The organism is Stenotrophomonas sp. YJH_SMC_21 (assembly GCF_059369555.1).
In genome coordinates this window covers 16,769-33,479 of the sequence record NZ_JCAFSU010000019.1, presented here as the reverse complement: position 1 = coordinate 33,479, position 16,711 = coordinate 16,769, and the positions used below count along the sequence as shown (strand labels likewise).

The window sequence follows — 16,711 nt, the reverse complement described above, 5'->3', positions numbered from 1 at the left end:
GTTACCTGTAAAGGTGTCGCGCAGTGCTGCGCGGCGTAGGGGAGACCTGGCTGGAGTCAGTCTGGCTGGGTCGTTGAAATGGGTGGGCTCTCGCTACCGGCCGTACCGTTGAGCAGGGCAGACGCCCGCGTCAGCAGCGCCGCTACTTCTTCCGCTTCGCCCTCGGCCCAACGGCCGTGGTGGTGCACCAGCGCCCGCTTGAACTCGCGCAGGGCACCGGCCAGCGGCGGCGGCAGCGAGGCCTTGGTGATCTCGCGGGCACGGTCGAAGGCACGCCGCTGCGCCAGGCGCACCTGGGTGCGCTGCACCTTCAGCTCGAACTCGCCGGCGGCGGTGATGCGGAAGATCCGCTTGCCGTCCACTTCCTCGGCCTCGATCCAGCCGGCCTGCTCGAAGCTGGCCAGCAGCGGGTACATGGTGCCGGCGCTGGGCGTGTAGGCCTGCATGAACTGGTTGCTGATCAGCTGCATCAGCTCATAGCCATGGCGGGGTTGTTCGCCGATCAGGGCCAGCACCAGCAGGCGCAGGTCGCCGCGGCTGAGCACCCGCGGCTGGCCGTTGCGGCGCGGCACTTCCGGATTGGTGGAACGGGCTCTGGGAGAAGCGGTGCGGCTCATTTCGATATATCGGTAAACGAGTGTGCAAACGATATATCGATATATCGAAGCCGGCAATCACCGATCCGGCCACAAGCGGGTCAGTTTTGGGCCACGGCCAGCCCCGCGCACGGCAAAAGGGGCGCCCCTTGCGAGGCGCCCCGGGCAACACTGTGGAAGGGAGCGAGGCAGGGCCAGACGGCGGACCGAAGCGGGCGAGGCCAACACTCGAGGCCTACCCTGAGGGCAGGTTGGGGGCCAATCCAGAGGCAGGTGCGACACGTTGTCGCCGGTTCAGCGCCGGCACGCGCAGCCGATACCGGTGGGTGTGGCGCTGCCCTACAACCGTCATCGGCAGCGGTAACACTGCGTCCTGCACATGGGCGCAGCGGCCCGCAAGCGACAGCCCGCGCAGCCACCAAGGCCCGCCGCAGGGCCTTCAGCGGGCCCGGCAAGCCCCTTGCGGACACTGGCCGGTTGCATCCATACGCCTGCGTAGCCAAGTGACGAAAGCCCTTGGTGCGCTACACTTTGCGGTCTAGAAATCTATACAACAGTCGCGCGCGTGCGTGCGGTTATGGGAGCGCTAATGAACTGGTTGAACGAGGTGCTGAACAACGACCCGAATCCTGTGGAAACCCAGGAGTGGATCGAGTCGTTGAAGGCCGTTATTGATGTCGAGGGCTCCGAGCGCGCGCATCAGCTGCTGGAAGGCATGGTGGAACTGACCCGTCGTTCGGGCGCCTACCTGCCGTTCTCTCCCACCACCGAATACGTCAACACCATCGAGCCGCAGCTCGAGGCCAAGAGCCCGGGCAATGCCGAGCTGGAATGGCGCATCCGTTCGATCATCCGCTGGAACGCGATGGCCACCGTGGTGCGCGCCAACCGCAAGCCGGGTGACCTGGGCGGCCACATCGCCTCGTTCGCCTCCGGCGCCACCCTGTACGACGTGGGCTTCAACCACTTCTGGCGCGCTCCGAGCGAAAACCACCCGGGCGACCTGCTGTTCATCCAGGGCCACAGCGCCCCGGGCATCTACGCGCGTTCGTTCCTGGAAGGCCGCATCAGCGAAGAGCAGCTGGACAAGTTCCGCATGGAAGTGGACGGCGGCGGCCTGTCCTCGTACCCGCACCCGTGGCTGATGCCCGATTACTGGCAGACCCCCACCGTGTCGATGGGCCTGGGCCCGCTGGCCGCCATCTACCAAGCGCAGTTCATGCGCTACCTGGAAAACCGTGGCCTGATCGAGAAGTCCGACCGCAAGGTGTGGTGCTTCATCGGCGACGGCGAGAGCGACGAGCCGGAAACCCTGGGTGCCATCGCGCTGGCCGGCCGTGAAGGCCTGGACAACCTGATCTTCGTGGTGAACTGCAACCTGCAGCGCCTGGACGGCCCGGTGCGCGGCAACGGCAAGATCATCCAGGAACTGGAAGGCGTGTTCCGTGGCGGCGGCTGGAACGTGATCAAGCTGCTGTGGGGCGGTTACTGGGATGCCCTGCTGGCCAAGGACACCAACGGCGTCCTGAAGAAGCTGATGATGGAAACCGTCGACGGCGAATACCAGAACTGCAAGGCTTTCGGCGGCGCGTATACCCGCGAGCATTTCTTCGGCAAGTACCCGGAAACCGCTGCGATGGTGGCCGGCCTGAGCGACGACGACATCTGGCGCCTGAACCGTGGTGGCCACGACCCACACAAGGTGTACGCCGCCTACCACCAGGCCGTGAACACCAAGGGCATGCCGACCGTCATCCTGGCCAAGACCGTGAAGGGTTACGGCATGGGCAGCGCCGGTGAAGCGCTGAACCCGACCCACCAGACCAAGAAGCTGGACGACGAAGCGGTGCGCCACTTCCGCGACCGCTTCAACATTCCGGTGACCGATGCACAGCTGGCCGACGGTCAGGTGCCGTTCTACCACCCGGGCCCGGATTCGCCGGAAGTGCAGTACCTGCAGGAGCGCCGTGCTGCGCTGGGCGGTTACCTGCCGCAGCGCCGCCGCAAGGCCGACAAGACCTTCGTGGCGCCGAAGCTGGACGCCTACGAGCGCCTGCTGAAGAGCAGCGGCGAGCGCAGCTACTCCACCACCATGGCCTTCGTGCAGAGCCTGAACATCACCCTGCGCGACAAGGAACTGGGCCCGCACATCGTGCCGATCGTGGCCGACGAAGCCCGTACCTTCGGCATGGAAGGCCTGTTCCGCCAGATCGGCATCTACGCGCCGTTCGGCCAGAAGTACAAGCCGGTCGATGCCGACCAGCTGATGTTCTACCGCGAAGACCAGAGCGGCCAGGTGCTGCAGCAGGGCATCAGCGAGCCGGGTGCGATCAGCTCGTGGATGGCCGCCGGTACCAGCTACTCGGTCAGCAACGTGCCGATGCTGCCGTTCTACATCTACTACTCGATGTTCGGCTTCCAGCGCGTGGGCGACATCGCCTGGCAGGCCGCCGACATGCGTACCCGCGGCTTCCTGCTGGGTGGCACCGCCGGCCGCACCACGCTGAACGGTGAAGGCCTGCAGCACGAAGATGGCTTCAGCCATCTGGTGGCTGGTGGCATTCCGAACGTGCGCAGCTACGACCCGACCTTCGGCTTCGAAGTGACGGTGATCCTGCAGCACGGCACCAAGCGCATGATGGAAGACCAGGTGGACGAGTACTACTACGTCACCCTGATGAACGAGAACTACACCCACCCGGAAATGCCGGAAGGCGCGGCCGAAGGCATCGTCAAGGGCATGTACCTGCTGACCGACGCCGGCAAGCCGAAGAAGGGCGAGCTGCGCGTGCAGCTGCTGGGCTCAGGCACCATCCTGCGCGAAGCCATTGCCGCGGCCGAGCTGCTGGACAAGGACTTCGGCGTGACCGCCGACATCTGGAGCTGCCCGAGCTTCAACGAACTGCGTCGCGATGGTTTCGACGTGGAGCGTGCCAACCGCCTGCATCCGGAAGGTGAGCAGCGCAAGGCCTACGTGACCGAGCTGTTGGAAGGCCGCCAGGGCCCGGCGATTGCCGCCACCGACTACGTGCGCGCGTATGCGGACCAGATCCGTGCGTTCGTGCCGATGAGCTACACGGTGCTGGGTACGGATGGCTTCGGCCGTTCGGATACGCGTGCGAACCTGCGCCGGTTCTTTGAGGTGGATCGGTACTACATCGCGCATGCCGCGATTGCGGCGCTGGCGAAGGAAGGGAAGATGACCGCGAAGGATGTGGCCCGGGCGATCAAGCAGTACAAGATTGATCCGGAGAAGGCTAATCCTGTTGGGGTTTGATTATTAGTTCACAGAGGCGGCCACTGGCCGCCTCTTTACTTTATGAGAGAGTGCCATGGACGGAGCGCAAGCCCAAATTCTTCAGCAAGAACTAATGGGAGCAACTCTTGATGGGTGGACCATCACAGGAGGCCTAGGCCATGGAAAGTCCGCGGTTGTTATGGTGGGTGAGAAAGAAGGCACAAGTGCAGCAATCAAGGTGTTCCATCCAGAGCTGGTGGAGAGATTTGGTCGCGATGCTCAACTAGAGCGAATCAGGCGCGAAGCCAGTCTCGTGGGTGCAACCCACCCACATGTTGTCACTATCCTCGGTGGCGGGGAAGCGGATAGTGGATGGCTCTACGTGGCAATGGAAAAGCTGCCATGGAAAAACCTGAAGCAAGCGTTGCCGCAGATACCGACAGACGCAGTGCCGGCGTTGATTTCGCAGCTTTCGTCTGCAGCGAGATTTCTTGAGGATAATGGGCTTGCGCACCGTGACATCAAACCTGAGAACATTGCGATAAATGAAGACTTCTCAACACTGAAGCTTCTTGATCTCGGTGTGATACGCCCATTTGGTGCGGCTGGTCTGACTGATGTCGACTCTCGCAGTTTCATCGGCACTCTCCGATACAGCTCGCCAGAGTTTCTTCGTAGAGAAGAGGTTGACTCGATTGATGGATGGCGGGCTTTAACGTTCTATCAAATCGGAGCCGTACTCCATGACTTGCTCATGCGAAAAGAGCTCTTCGAAGAATATTCGGAACCGTATGCAATTCTGGTAGAAGCTGTTCATCAGAGAAATCCAAATGTGGCTGGTGAAGATCTGAGGCTTGTGAGGCTGTGCAAGAACTGCCTTCTGAAAGATCCGCTCGCGAGATTGGAGCTAATTAGCTGGGATTCATTCGATGTTGAGCCGTCTGCGAGCGATGAAAGATCTAAGCTTTTTCATCAAATTCGAAATCGTCAGGGCTACTACTCCCATCAATCCGCAGAAGTCTCAGGTCTCCCACTGAATGGAGAAGAGCAGCGAATTCATCGCGAGGAGATTCGTAGGGCTAGCTCAAGTCTAAGCTTTAAGGTGGGAAAGCTAATTACTACGCTCAAATGCTTTCCTCTCCACTCTCTAAGTGCAAACGTGGACCTTCGGAAAGACGAGGCGACGTGTGGCGTGTCATTCCTAAAGGATGACACACTGGGTCTAACTGCATCCATCGAAATGGTCTTCATCTTGGCCTGCGTTGCACGGAACGCAGGTGCTCTCGTCTTTCAGCTTAGTGCCCATGCTGACGTTGCTGGTCACCCGCTGGCCGAGAAGTCTGTGCTTTGCGCTGGGACTATCGAAGAAGTACTGCCAGATCGAGAGCTCGAGGGGTGGATGTTATCCATGCTGGCCAAGGCGTACGACTACATAGAAGATTGCAATTTCTCTGCGGGGGAGAGGGAATGACCGCTACATGGTGGAAGGATGATGGTGATCTGGTTAAAGAACAATTGGATATTCTAGATGTTCCATTGGATAAGAATCTTTTGATAAAAGGTCCGCCGGGTTGTGGGAAAACCAATCTGCTTCTACTTAGAGCAAATCATCTGTACATTGCTGATCGTCCCAACATCAATGTAGTGGTCTTTGGCTCTGTTCTGCGTCAGTTTATTCAGCTCGGTGGTGAGGTCTACAAGTTTCCTTCTTCAAAAATAATAACGCATAGCCGGCTATTTCTTGACATCATCCGTGAATTTGACATGGAGTTTAATGAAGCCGGAATGGGTCTGACGGAGATTCGAGATCGGAGAGTGGAAATCATTGAGGGGCTTATTAATGCGGGCAAGGTTGGGGTTGTTAGCCAAGCATTGCTTCTGGATGAATCTCAGGATTATACGCCGCGGGAGGTTTCGCTAATCTCAAAATTGGCTGAAAACATAACCGCTGCTTGTGACTCTAAGCAGAAAATTTATGAGGGCGATGATAGTCAGCCGGCGCTGGAATCTGTCGTGGATGAAGTCCGTGAGCTAACGTTTAATTTTAGAAATGGAAAGAAGATATGCCGCGTTGCTGATGCCCTGATGGCAGGTAAGCCTGGATATATTCCGCTTTTTAATACAAGTCACTACGATGAGGCTGAGTATCCATCGTCTGTTTCGTATAAGAGTGGTCTATCAATTGAAGCCCAGGTTGAGCTGGTAATAGAGCAAGTTGGATTGCAGCGGGTTGCTTACCCGGATGAAGTAATTGGGGTTCTATGTCCGAAAGTTGACGATGTCAATTCCGTCACGGCGCTTCTAATGAAATCCGAGCTTGTGGATGAAGTGACTAGGTGTGGATCTCAAGATTTTGATTCTAAGAAAAAGATATGGGTAGGAACGATATCATCAGCCAAGGGGCTTGAGTTCAGAGCGCTTCATCTGGTCGGTCTTGATCAGTTGGCGGCCGTTGGGAGGGGGGCGCAAAAGCGGCTAGCCTTTACGGCCGTCACGCGTGCCAAGACAGCCTTGTCGCTCTACTGGGACGCACATGTTCCTGGGTATCTAGAGGCTGCAGTAAGGACGGTAGTGCCGACCGGTAAGCCGGTATCCAGAAAGATGCTGTTCGGAAAAGGAGGATGATAATGTGGTATGCGAAGCTTAATCGAAGAGAGATAATGGATGTGCTCGTCACTGGCTGGCGTCCAGAGCTTTCCAGGATGGAAGAGGGTGGACAGCTTTCTTTCTTAGACGGCGCCGGTTTCTTGGCAGTCTGGCATGACAGTTCTTCAACCAGTGTTGACTCGCTTCCGTGTCTAATCGCATCCAATGAGAGCTCGATTGCTCCGCTGCTCGCAGCTTTGCTGTCAGCTCCGCAGCTTCCGTTTCCTATAACTTCACTTTCGAGGCTGGTAACGAATAAGCAGCTTTCCGCGATGGCTGAAATGCGTGGGTCTGATACCCGCTCAAGCTTGCTAAACGGCCTGGCTTGCCTGGCAATAGCAGAGGCAACGATTTACGCCGGGCAGGACGCTCAATCGGAAAATATAGGCGTTTCGGTATGCAGTCGCACCATCTCTCACGCATTTGGGAAGGCGATTCAGATCGTTCCTGAGGACGAAATTCAGGAATTCTTGAGAAGGTGGATGGAGGTTCAGGCAATTACCGGCGCTCCGCTTCTGGCTGGGGCTGGGACTTCTGAGACTCTTTCCAGAATATTTGATGTTTGCATTTCCGTTGACCTGGGAAAGGACAATGGAGACACCCTTGCTGATTTGGTCAGTGATGCGGTTAAGTATGGGGAGCCGAGTGACGCAAATTGGAGGAGGATTACCGGAGCTGTCTTAGAGGGGTCGCTGCAGGACTTTTCAAACGGCACCCGCGAAGAGAGGGGGACTGGCTTTCAATCAATCCTTGAGAAAGTCAGAACGTCGAAGGATCCGCCCCAAGAGCTTCTGGCTGCTTGCGCATTAGTTGCGACCCGAATTTCGCCCGGAACTATGGATCACCTCAATCTTCTACTGAGAAACTCTAATCCCAGCGTAGTGCTTTGGTACGCCTTCTTTGCAGGAATTCAGCGGTTCGGTTCTGCTTTGAGACAGCGCCAGGGTCGAGGTCTCAGAATCCTAAGGGACATGAGACTGTCCAGTGATCTGTTCTCAGAGCCGAGAGCCGATATCGCTTATGACGAGTTTATTCTCGCCAATAAGCTTGAGATTGATTCCGTATCGAAGCGCATGACTCACTCAAATGAAATTGTCATTGAGCTGTATCCGCATGTCGATGTGAGCTTCCGCTACGGAAGGCGTAGTGATCGAGGGGCGGTATCAGTACCTCAAGATTCCGAGGTGGCTAAGCAGGAGCTGGCAAATGAGATTCTTTCTGCAGCAAAATCACTAGAGCTGCTTGCGGGTCGGGTTTTGGCGCCGCGGAACGTTGATTCGCCGACGCCGAGAGCAAGAGGTGGACGCCAGAAACGACTGCTGTAATAGCTCTGGTGACTCGGCGTCGTCAGACTTTGAGTAGTAGGCTGATTTGGAGTCCAATCCCCAGCTATACGGAGATTGGATATGAAGAAGCGAATTTCCGAACAGATCATTGGCTTCCTGGATGAGATGGAGACTGGCTCGGCGGTGAAAGACTATTGCCGAAGGAGCGGGTTTAATGAGGCGTCCTACTAATTGTGGTGCAGAAAATTTGGCGGGATGGGCGTGCCGGTGGCCAAGCGGCTCGAGGAGCTGAAGACTGAGAATACGCGGCTGAAGAAGCGGCTGTGCGAGCACTGGCTGGAGAACGACGTCATCTACGACGCCCTTCGAAAAAAGTGGTGACTGCACCTGCGCGCAGGGCGCTGGTGCGGCGTTTGGAGGAGCGCGTGCCCACCGAGTGCCGGCGCTAATCGTGGTACGGATGAACGCCAGTGCATTGCGCTATGTCCCCCGTCCTGATCGCAATATCGAACTGCCCGAGCGAATCCAGGCGCTGGCACAACGATACAAGCGCTACGGCGTAGGAATGATCTCCCTGAAGCTGCAGCAGGAACAGTGACCAGTGAACTACAAGCGGGTCGAACGCCTTTACCGGGAGGGCAGGTTGCAGGTGCGTTGGCGCAAGCGGGAGACGATGCTGCACGGTGAACACCAACCGTTGTTTCGGGCGGAGGCAGCGAACGTGGTGGAGTCGATGGACTTCCTGTTCGTTCGAGCTGCCAAAGGAAGTGTGCTCAAGGCGCTGGCCATCGTCGACGATGCCACCACGAGGCGGAGGCGTTCGCAGTGGAGCGGACCATCACTGGCCGCGGCATGGTACGAGTGCTGGATAGGCTGGTGCTGACCCGAGGCCCACCGTAGGTGATTCGGACCGATTAGATCGACAACGGCAAGAAATTCCGCCCCAAGACGATGGCTGCATGGACCTACGAGCGAGGTGTCCTGCTGCGCCTGATCCGGTCAGGCAAGCCCAATCGGAACAACTACATTGAGAGCTTCAACGGCCGCCCTCCGGACGAATGCCTCAACCAACATCGGTTCCCGACGTTGCTACACTCCCACACCGAGATCGAAACATGGCGGCGCGAATACAAGGAGGAGCGACCGAAGAAGATTCTGGGTGGCCTGACGCCGGCCGCGTATGCCCAACAGCTAGCAGCAAAAGCCGCTACGATGGAACCTGAGCCTTAATGAGCGCCGCTACTGAAAGCGGGGGCTTCGCGTCTTTCGGATAATGCAACACTTGAGCGAGAGATCAGCGAGAATTCCAGGAGGCTCTGGCGTCAATGCTCTGGCGGATTTGATTGAGAATGGCGCCTATCAAAAACGACGTCTCGGTGGAATTCTAAGAAACCAAGCTGCTTCTGAGAGAAGACTCCATATCGAAGTGATGCATTCAGGTTCAGGCCGAGCCGAACTTGTACGTCAGACGATAGGTCGCTCGAGACTAGCAGACGACCGCTAGACAAAAAGCTAATCCAACCGCGATCAAACAGCAGGTCCGCATGGGGAGCTAGCAGAAGACCGTTCTCCCCATCAACGCGTTCGTCGTGATTACTGTCCGCCCATGGCTTAATATGGCTCGCGCGAAGGAATCTCAGGTCCTCAATGCCGGTCAGTCGGCAACCCTTTTCAACGCCGATCAGACGCTCACGGAACAGGCGTTGCTTCGTCCGCACTTCGGTTTCGCGTCTTGTGGTCGTCGCGCCGACGTCATCGATAGCTGCATCGATCTCGGTTTGGTCCGTATCGCTCGCCGCGAGCCCAAGTGAGGCATCCAGTGATCTCAAGCGGAAAACGATCGCAGATCTACGTTGCCCCCTTCCATCTGGCATGCCAGGTTGAACGTAGGAGGACTGGCACATGAACCTACCAAGGTATCGGTAGGGCCGCCCCTTGCCCATCATCTGGAACACTACGAGCGTCTTGCCATCCTTCACGTGCTCACCAATCGCTCGGTTGCCCGCCACATACTTCATGTCTCCGACTTGGCCCTCGCCGAAGTAATGAAAGACTTCGTCGTCGTCCCAAAAGTCATGGTAGCCATGAGACACGCCGGCCTCGCCAGTGAACGCGATGACTAGCGGATGCTCCTTGGGCGTCGAAATGCCGCCTTGCTGTTGCCCGCCAAATACACCATGGATCTGCTTTTGACGGTTGTAGAGCGCGCCCACCTCGAATGGGAGTTCCATCCTAGATCCCTGTCCCGAAAGCTAACTGCCCAGGATTCTAGCCAGAACCAGGTTCCTTGTGTCATTGGTTGACGCGTTTGGCTTCCTCGACAGGGTGAAGATAGGGAGCTACTGGGACGCAGACCTAGGGCAGCTGTTCTCAGGTGCGCTCAGGTTCCTACTGCGTCTCTCTGGTGAGCCCCATCCATCTTTCCAGCGCTGTAGCTCCATTGCATCGCTTGCGACCGTAGACATGGTGACTATCTGAAGACTTGCCCCAGAGTTGTCCACGAACAGAATGACATCGCCAAGTACGCTCATATCAAAGAAGCGTCTACTTGAATCATGCTTTCCGATGGTGACGCCTTGGCAAGCCAACGCTTCGGCGAAGCTCTCGGCGTCGGCCTGAAACAGAGCAAACTCCGAGTCGGTGAGTCTTGGGTAGCTCTCAAGACTCATTGTGGTGGCCGGCGCGTACGTCCCTCCAATGATCAATCCCAATAGCGCTGCCGTCGTCAGGGCAAGCAAAGTCCGGCTCGGCATAGTGAGGCCAGTGTTGGAGGCTAAATGGCTCAGACAGCGGCGAATGCTTGGGACCCAGCGTACGATCCGCGTATTGCACTCGATGTACGTAGCGAGGTGCGCTCTACTCCCGCACCTGCAACCGCTCAGTCACCTGCGCAGTCAACGCCACACACGCCATCTTCAACCCCTCCATCACCCGATCCCCCAGATACTCCTCAGGCGAGCCGTTCTGCCGAGTCCGCTCTGCAGCCAACATCAGCTCCGCCACCACGCGCAGCCCGGCTAGCGCGCAATCCGCATCCGCGAGCTGAAGACACCGCCCAGGCAATTGATGCCGCTCCGGCCAAGGCTGGCCGTCCGCAGCCGCACCGGTTCCGATGCGATGCAGCGTGGCGACGAAGGCGTTGGGATCGACGGACGGTTCGCGCTCGGGCTCGGCGTTGTCCGGATCGTACTGCGCGTGCAGGGAACGGAAGTCCGATGTGTTCATGGCAATGCTCCGTACAGGACAGACAGCAGCGCCACCAATAAAGGTGGCGGACGGTGCGGGCTCGAAAACCGGTAAATGCCAGACCGGCGGGTCCGAAGACCCCCACGCACCGCCCGCCATGGAACGCGAACGGATTGCCAGCCGACGCCACATAAAAGGCGACGTCGGCTGGCAAGCGCATACAGCTGGCATAAACACGGGTTTTCGAGTCCCGCGCCACCCTTTTCCGGTGGCACGCCAAGAGATACCCGCGCAGCTGCCAAATGCCAAGAAACCACAGGACTGATGATTGGCAGTCCTGACGCTTTCGGCATTGTCGCACACGGTGTTAAGCCGGCAAGCGATTGCGCTGCAACGGTCTTGAAGGGCTTGGCGCTATTGGCCCCAAGCGCAGGAGCGCCCGCAGCCAGGGCGATGGCCTAGGGCCAATAGCGACAAATTGGACCAGCGGTTCAGCCGGGCGGCGCCTCGGCCGTGGGCGCGAAGGTCAGACGTACCCGCACGCGCGCATACAGCGCGACGCCGTCAACCACGACCGGATCAAAGCGCCACTGGCGTACTGCGGTAAGGGCCGCACGATCCATCTCCCGCAGTCCGCTGGACCGCGCCACCATCACGTTGGAAACGTGGCCCAGCTCATCCAACTGAGCAACCAGCAGCACCTGCATGGGAGCCTGCAGGAAGGTATCGGGCGGCGTGACGAGGGCCGTTGAATACTCAATGGCAGGTGCCTGCTGCAGCTCGAAGGTGGGGTTGTCACCGCGCTCCATGAACACTTCAGTGGAAACCTGCAGGTCTGCCGCCGTGGCCATCGCAGGTGTAGCGCCCAGCAGCATCAGAACGAGGTTCAGTGCCGGGGCGGTGTTGAAGCGGGGCGTACGTGGTTTCCATTCCGGTGCGCTGCCAGCATAGCGGCCATCCCTTGGCATCGCTTGCCTTGAATGCCGGTGTGCCGGACTGCTGCACGGATCACATAGGCACGCCTGGTCTTGGCCACAGCGCATCGTCGCGCTCCAGGTCGTAGTCGCTGCCGAACGCCAGAGCCGCCTCGCGCGGTGGGAGGTCCGCATAGCAGCCCAGCAGGTACTCATCCATGCCGGCGTCGCGGTGGTCGATGGCGAACAGGTGGAGGAGCTCCTTGTCGAAGGCTTCCAGCCATGTGGGGTGGATCTTGGTCATGGGCATCCTCCAGTGGGGACGGGGGAGGCTTGGGCCTGTCTCAGCGGCTTTGACGGTGCGGCCCCGCCCAACTTTGGCGGGGCCGCATCCGCTTCGCTTTCGGCCGTTGATCAACTCGTATGGCAAGCTGCAGCGCAAGTGGCACAGCCATTCGACTGCCGGTACCACCTCCGGGCTTCAGCCACAGCCGTCCTGCAGCTGGTGTGCAAGCCGAGGTCCTGTGTGGACTGGGCGCGAGCAAGCCAATAGCATCCCTGTCTATGCACCTCATGGTCTCCATTGGCCTGCGGCGTTCTGTTCACAAAGTAGCGGTCCATTTACTACCCCCTATGCGTGTACGTAAGCGCACCATTGCGCGTGGTCGACTTTGATCACTCCCAGTCGCAGGAGCCGCGACGCAGCGAACTTCGTCGCAGAATCATCTGCGGCCGGGGTGTATAAGTACGGGCGAAGGCGCCTTCAACGGCTTCGATGAGCCTTGGAAGAGGAAAAGCGATGTTTCGACAAGGAAGATGGTTGGTCTGCCTGGCCTTGATACTGTCAGGTTCCCTGCTGAGCGGCTGCCGAGCCAGCTCGGAGGCGGTACCCGGGCCGCGTGCTCCGGCAGAGAACGGGACCCTGGTGCCCTTCATCAGGCCGCTGCCGCTGGTAGCAATGACCACACCCATGGTGGTCGAGTTCACCCTGCCGCCCCCAGGGAAAAGCTCCTCGCCAACCTTGTTTCTTGGAATCCGGGTGGGTGGAGAAGACGGGCTGAAATCACTGAATACGAGCCGTGAGATCCGCAGTATGGGCCTACCCGCCGAGGTGAAACTGGAGCGGCTGGAGGCGCAGAAGCGCATTCCTGTTCCGTTGGTGAGGGTGGAGTCGGTGGCAGGTACGCCCGCGCGTATTGAGCCCATCGGACCCATGGGCCGGGTGGAAGGCGGGTGGTTGGATGACGTCGATCATCAGTCTCTGCAGTCAGCAGGATTGGAGGCGCCTGACAGTCACCACACACAACTTGCCCTCGCTTGGGCTCAGGAACTGCAGCCTGGCCACTACAGGCTGAGCATGCAGGTACTGAAGCCTGATGATCGATTGGCGGCCACGCAAGCCGAGTTGCTGGTGGCCTACGTAAACAAGTCGAAGTAGGAGTGCGTCATGGACGACAAGTACACAGTCACAATCTTCGTTGCCGCTCCCGGCACGCCGCTGCTGGCGGGAGGGACATCCAGCGCCGGCCACGTCTACTACAAAGTGGCACATGGCAAGGACGAGGTGAGCTTTGGCTTTGCACCCATCGAGCATGGCGTCGTCACTGGGCCCGGAATGGTCTACAACAATGACGCCGAGCAGTACAAAGACCCGTACTACACGCGGACGATGGAGATCAGCAAGCAGCAGTACGACAAGCTGGTGGAATTCGGCGCAAAGCCCGGCGAGCATGGATTCAATACCGAGTATCACGGTGTAGAGAACAGCTGTATCGACTACACGTGGGGCGCACTGAATCACGCGGGGCTTCATCGAACCAACCTTCTCTTCATGCAAGACAAGAGCTTCGAAGGTGGTCTGAAACCGCTCAGCAATGTGGAGTACATCCGCAGCATCCGCGCACCCTTCCCAGATAGCGCGCTGAATACCGAGCACTACAACAAAATGCCGGAGAGAACGCTGATGCAGCGAATCATCAGCGATGAGCAACTGCCGCGCGGCGATCGAGATATGCTCGATTCCATCCGCAAGGGAGTGGCGAGCATCGATGAGGCGCATGGCCGTTCCTACGATGGGACCAGCGAGCGGATCTCAGCGGGGTTGTTGGCCACCGCCAAGGAGAGCGGGCTGGAGCATGTCGACCATGTGGTATTGGGTAATTCTCCAAGCGATGGTTCGGCGCAGCGACTGTTCGTCGTGCGGGGGGAGCTCAACGATCCGGCCCATGTGCGAGCTTCGATGACGGCGGAGGAGGGTGCGCGAACACCGGTGGAGCAGTCATTTGCCAAGGTCGAGCAGATTTCGCTGGCCCAGCAGGAGCGAGCCTCGTTGGCGCCGCAGGAGCCGGCCCTGGAACAAACCCGGGCGCCGCTGCAGATGGGCTGACTTCCAGCGACTGCACGGAAGATCACAGTTTCGAGCGCCTCGGCCTCGAAACTGCTTCCATCTCCACCTGCCTCCCATCCCACCTATGCCATCATCCGCCCAGGACCGCAGTACCCATCAAGGCTGAACAGGCATGGAGCAGGCAACACGCTATACCGCAACGCTGTACCTGGCCGCGCCCGGCACCCCGCTGAAGAGTGGTGGCATCTCCCCGCGCGGCCACATGTACCTGCAGGTGGCCGCGGGCGACGAGGCCCACAGCTACGGCTTCGCACCGCCGCGCCAGGCGCTGGGCGAAACCCGCACCGGCGTGCAGTACCCGCAGGTGCGCCACGACGATGCCGACGAGCATCTGGACCCGTACTACAGCCGCACCCTGGAAATCTCCGAGGAGCATTACGGCTGCCTGCGTGATTTCGCCGAGGAACCGGCCGAGTTCGAATTCGATGTCGATCGCCCGGCCACCATCAACCGCTGCAGCGATTTCGTCTGGGCGGCGCTGCGCTACGCCGGCCTGCATCCGCTGCCGGCGCCGCTGGATGGCGGCAGCAATCTGGGCGAGTTCGCGGTGTTGTTCAACCTGCCGGAAATCCAGTGCATTGCTGCGCCGTTCCCGGGCAGCGATCTGAATGCCGAAACCCATCACGCGATGCCCGAGCGCGAGGCTGAACATCATCGCCAGGGCGACCGCGCCAGCGATGAGCCGCCACCGACGCCGATTGAAGTGGCCGGCACGCTGCTGGACCCTTCGCATCCAGACCATCGCCTGTTCTCGCAGTTGATCCAGAAAGTGGCCGAGCTGGACGCTGCGCATGGCCGCCCGTTCGATGCGGCCAGCCAGCGCATCAGCGCCAGCCTGCTGGTGCTGGCCAAGCAGAACAATCTCTCGCGCGTGGACCATGTGCTGCTCAGCCGGCCGACAAAAAGCAGTCATGCCGCCGAGAGCATCTTCATCGTGCAGGGCGATCGCAACGACCCGGGGCACCGCCGCGCCAGCATCGCCACTGAAGTGGCAGCCAAGACCGATGTGGCCGATTCGCTGCGGTTGAAGGAGCAGTAACCCGCGCGCCTGCCATACGCGCGTCGGCGCACGCCACGCCCCCCCACCTGCTACCATTCCCCCGCAACCCCAGCCAGCCCACCCTGCGCAGACAGATGCGGGGCGGGCCGTCGCAGGACGGCCCAGCGAGCCAGGACACCTTCCCGTGCCCATTCAAGGACGCTCGCATGTTCCGTAATCCTCTCTTCCGCTCGGCCGCCCTGGCCGTGGCCGTTTCGCTCAGCCTCGGCGCGCCCTCCGCGTTCGCCGACAACGCACCCGCCGCCAGTGCTACCGCCGCCGTGCAGCGCCAGGCCGTGGCCAAGGGCCTGTACGAGCTGGCCTACAGCCCGAAGCAGAACGTCGTGTTCGTGGCCTCGTCCGGTGGCTTCGGCGATGACGCCGGCCCGGCCCAGGTGCTGCGCCTGAACCCGGCCACGTTGGCCGTGGAAACCCGCATTCCGCTGGAGCGCAAAGCCTTCGGTGTGGTCCTCGATGACGCCCACAACCGCCTGTACGTGGGCAACACCGTGGACCTGTCGGTGACCGTGGTCGACACCGCGCAGAACAAGGCGGTCGGCACCATCCAGCTGATGGAAAAGAAGACCGGCAAGGACGGCAAGGCCGCTTACACCCACGACCTGCGCGAGCTGGTGGTCGACAGCGCCGCCAACCGCCTGTACGTGACCGGCCACAGCAGCCAGCCGGACCTGAGCAGCGTGCTGTTCGTGATCGATACCACCACGCTGAAGGTGATCAACACCATTGATGGCCTGGGCAATGCCAAGGCACCGGGCCTCGCACTGGATGCGGCCAACAAGCGCGTCTACACCAGCAACCTGCTGGCCGACCTGGTGGTGGTGGGCACCGATTCGAACAAGGTGGTGGCGCAGCACAGGATCGCCGCCGAGCAGCCGATGAACATCGCGCTGGACCCGGCCGGCAAGCGCCTGTTTGTAACCGACCAGGGCTCGGAGTTCCTGCGTGGCTACCAGGCCAAGAGCAGCGGCCTGGTCAGCAAGCATCCGGGCCAGCGCGTGCTGGTGCTCGACCGCAGCACCGGCAAGGAACTGGCCAGCATTCCGACCGATGCCGGCCCGCTGGGTATCCTGCTGGATGCACCGCGCAAGCGCCTGTACGTGACCAACCGCGAAGCCGGTACGGTGACGGCGTACAACAGCGACAGCTACCAGAAGGTGGCCACCTACACGGTGCCGACCCACCCGAACAGCCTGGCGCTGGATGCGAAGAACAACGTGTTGTTCGTGAGCATCAAGAACGGCGAGAAGGATGACAAGGGCGCTGACGAGAGTGTGGCGCGCATCCAGCTGTAAGCATTCGCGCTGGATTGACGAGGCCCGTGTCCTCGGCCGTCGGCCGTGGAGCGGGCCTCATCCATTTATGCGGCTCGCATGACGCT

At 59.8% G+C, this 16,711-nt stretch carries 13 protein-coding genes and 1 pseudogene; 9 read left to right on the top strand and 5 right to left on the bottom strand.

Annotated features, from left to right (window positions below; translation table 11 throughout):
- Positions 1-56 precede the first annotated feature (56 nt).
- On the bottom strand, positions 57-617 hold the full coding sequence (locus AC5P67_RS18290; RefSeq protein ID WP_024957161.1) for a PadR family transcriptional regulator: 561 nt from the start codon (positions 615-617) through the stop codon (positions 57-59).
- Positions 618-1,185: 568 nt separating this feature from the next.
- On the opposite strand from AC5P67_RS18290, the gene aceE reads away from it, so the two are divergent.
- From aceE to AC5P67_RS18265, 5 genes and pseudogenes are all read left to right on the top strand, one after another.
- A complete protein-coding gene (aceE, locus tag AC5P67_RS18285) occupies positions 1,186-3,873 on the top strand; it encodes a pyruvate dehydrogenase (acetyl-transferring), homodimeric type (protein WP_087803613.1) in 2,688 nt (895 codons plus the stop codon).
- 55 nt (positions 3,874-3,928) lie between these two features.
- Positions 3,929-5,305 (top strand): protein kinase domain-containing protein, encoded by a 1,377-nt coding sequence (locus tag AC5P67_RS18280; protein ID WP_111189092.1) that lies wholly within the window; start codon positions 3,929-3,931, stop codon positions 5,303-5,305.
- A complete protein-coding gene (locus AC5P67_RS18275) occupies positions 5,302-6,459 on the top strand; it encodes an ATP-binding domain-containing protein (protein WP_111189091.1) in 1,158 nt (385 codons plus the stop codon). Before AC5P67_RS18280 ends, AC5P67_RS18275 begins: the two co-directional genes overlap by 4 nt.
- Before the next feature lie 2 nt (positions 6,460-6,461).
- Complete coding sequence (locus tag AC5P67_RS18270; protein ID WP_146256523.1) at positions 6,462-7,805, top strand: hypothetical protein; 1,344 nt, start codon at positions 6,462-6,464, stop codon at positions 7,803-7,805.
- An 81-nt stretch (positions 7,806-7,886) separates the two neighbouring features.
- Positions 7,887-8,996, top strand: a pseudogene (locus AC5P67_RS18265) (IS3 family transposase).
- Positions 8,997-9,088: 92 nt separating this feature from the next.
- Here the strand turns inward: AC5P67_RS18265 and AC5P67_RS18260 are convergent.
- From AC5P67_RS18260 to AC5P67_RS18245, 4 genes are all read right to left on the bottom strand, one after another.
- Positions 9,089-9,997, bottom strand: coding sequence for an HNH endonuclease (locus AC5P67_RS18260; RefSeq protein WP_111189090.1), 909 nt, complete (start codon positions 9,995-9,997; stop codon positions 9,089-9,091).
- Positions 9,998-10,622: 625 nt separating this feature from the next.
- On the bottom strand, positions 10,623-10,991 hold the full coding sequence (locus AC5P67_RS18255) for a hypothetical protein (RefSeq protein WP_111193621.1): 369 nt from the start codon (positions 10,989-10,991) through the stop codon (positions 10,623-10,625).
- A 452-nt stretch (positions 10,992-11,443) separates the two neighbouring features.
- The gene (locus AC5P67_RS18250; protein ID WP_181453203.1) at positions 11,444-11,827 is read right to left on the bottom strand and encodes an energy transducer TonB family protein; all 384 of its coding nucleotides are present in this window, start codon (positions 11,825-11,827) and stop codon (positions 11,444-11,446) included.
- A 133-nt stretch (positions 11,828-11,960) separates the two neighbouring features.
- Positions 11,961-12,170, bottom strand: coding sequence for a hypothetical protein (locus AC5P67_RS18245; protein ID WP_181453204.1), 210 nt, complete (start codon positions 12,168-12,170; stop codon positions 11,961-11,963).
- 666 nt (positions 12,171-12,836) lie between these two features.
- Here AC5P67_RS18245 and AC5P67_RS18240 point away from each other — a divergent pair.
- From AC5P67_RS18240 to AC5P67_RS18225, 4 genes are all read left to right on the top strand, one after another.
- On the top strand, positions 12,837-13,304 hold the full coding sequence (locus AC5P67_RS18240) for a hypothetical protein (RefSeq protein WP_239504358.1): 468 nt from the start codon (positions 12,837-12,839) through the stop codon (positions 13,302-13,304).
- 9 nt (positions 13,305-13,313) lie between these two features.
- Complete coding sequence (locus tag AC5P67_RS18235; protein WP_111193623.1) at positions 13,314-14,252, top strand: XVIPCD domain-containing protein; 939 nt, start codon at positions 13,314-13,316, stop codon at positions 14,250-14,252.
- Between the two features lie 133 nt (positions 14,253-14,385).
- Positions 14,386-15,312, top strand: a complete 927-nt coding sequence (locus tag AC5P67_RS18230) for an XVIPCD domain-containing protein (protein WP_111193624.1) — start codon at positions 14,386-14,388, stop codon at positions 15,310-15,312.
- A gap of 167 nt (positions 15,313-15,479) precedes the next feature.
- Entirely contained in the window at positions 15,480-16,625 is a 1,146-nt protein-coding gene (locus AC5P67_RS18225; RefSeq protein ID WP_111193497.1) for a YncE family protein, read from the top strand.
- The last annotated feature ends 86 nt before the right edge of the window (positions 16,626-16,711 follow it).

What these genes read in the sequence shown, in the direction of transcription:
- AC5P67_RS18290 (WP_024957161.1), bottom strand. Translation starts at nt 617, where the DNA reads ATGAGCCGCACCGCTTCTCCCAGAGCCCGTTCCACCAATCCGGAAGTG.
- aceE (WP_087803613.1), top strand. Translation starts at nt 1,186, where the DNA reads ATGAACTGGTTGAACGAGGTGCTGAACAACGACCCGAATCCTGTGGAA.
- AC5P67_RS18280 (WP_111189092.1), top strand. Translation starts at nt 3,929, where the DNA reads ATGGACGGAGCGCAAGCCCAAATTCTTCAGCAAGAACTAATGGGAGCA.
- AC5P67_RS18275 (WP_111189091.1), top strand. Translation starts at nt 5,302, where the DNA reads ATGACCGCTACATGGTGGAAGGATGATGGTGATCTGGTTAAAGAACAA.
- AC5P67_RS18270 (WP_146256523.1), top strand. Translation starts at nt 6,462, where the DNA reads ATGTGGTATGCGAAGCTTAATCGAAGAGAGATAATGGATGTGCTCGTC.
- AC5P67_RS18260 (WP_111189090.1), bottom strand. Translation starts at nt 9,997, where the DNA reads ATGGAACTCCCATTCGAGGTGGGCGCGCTCTACAACCGTCAAAAGCAG.
- AC5P67_RS18255 (WP_111193621.1), bottom strand. Translation starts at nt 10,991, where the DNA reads ATGAACACATCGGACTTCCGTTCCCTGCACGCGCAGTACGATCCGGAC.
- AC5P67_RS18250 (WP_181453203.1), bottom strand. Translation starts at nt 11,827, where the DNA reads ATGCTGCTGGGCGCTACACCTGCGATGGCCACGGCGGCAGACCTGCAG.
- AC5P67_RS18245 (WP_181453204.1), bottom strand. Translation starts at nt 12,170, where the DNA reads ATGACCAAGATCCACCCCACATGGCTGGAAGCCTTCGACAAGGAGCTC.
- AC5P67_RS18240 (WP_239504358.1), top strand. Translation starts at nt 12,837, where the DNA reads ATGGTGGTCGAGTTCACCCTGCCGCCCCCAGGGAAAAGCTCCTCGCCA.
- AC5P67_RS18235 (WP_111193623.1), top strand. Translation starts at nt 13,314, where the DNA reads ATGGACGACAAGTACACAGTCACAATCTTCGTTGCCGCTCCCGGCACG.
- AC5P67_RS18230 (WP_111193624.1), top strand. Translation starts at nt 14,386, where the DNA reads ATGGAGCAGGCAACACGCTATACCGCAACGCTGTACCTGGCCGCGCCC.
- AC5P67_RS18225 (WP_111193497.1), top strand. Translation starts at nt 15,480, where the DNA reads ATGTTCCGTAATCCTCTCTTCCGCTCGGCCGCCCTGGCCGTGGCCGTT.